Genomic DNA, 666 nt, shown 5'->3' with positions numbered 1-666 from the left:
TCGCGCTCCGGGCGGCGACCGGGGCGCTGGCCAACGCGGGGCTCGGCCCGTCCGACGTGGACTGCCTGGCCGTCTCCAACACCACCGGGTACGGGGTGCCGGGCCTGGACGTGGAGCTGGTGCGCGAGCTGGGGATTCCGGCGGACGTCCGGCGGGTGCCCGTCACGCAGCTCGGCTGCGCGGGCGGCGTCTACGGGCTGGCGCGGGCCGCGGAACGGCCGGGGGTGACCCTGGTTGTGGCCGTCGAGCTGCTGTCGACCCTCTACCAGCCGGAGCAGGATTCGCTGCCGGGCATCATGCTGAAGGCCCTGCTCGGCGACGCCGCCGGGGCTGTCGTGGTCCGTCCGGGCGACGGCCGGGGGCTGCGGCTGGGCCGGTCCCTGGAATATCTGCTGCCGGGCACCGACGGGCACGCCAGGGCGTGGCTCACCGGCACCGGCCAGTTCTTCGTCACCGATCGGGAGCTGCTCGACGCCCCGGCCGCCCTGCTGCCGGTGCTGAAGCCGTGGCTGAGCGAGCCGCCCGTCTTCCTGGCGGCCCATCCGGGCGGCCCGCGTATCCTCGCGGCGCTCGCCGAGGGGTTCGATCTGACGGCCGCGGACGTCGCGCCCGCCGCGGCGAGCCTCCGGGAGATCGGCAATGTCGGCGGCGCGTCGGCGCTCGACG

1 pseudogene is annotated in these 666 nt (G+C 76.1%); it reads left to right on the top strand.

Features of this window, described 5'->3' with window-relative positions:
* Positions 1 to 666, top strand: a pseudogene (locus tag ACYVE7_RS35220) (hypothetical protein); the annotation flags it as partial.

The organism is Actinocorallia lasiicapitis (genome assembly GCF_054778695.1).
Note: the sequence above shows the minus strand (reverse complement) of the source record. Positions and strands in the feature narration are given on the sequence as shown.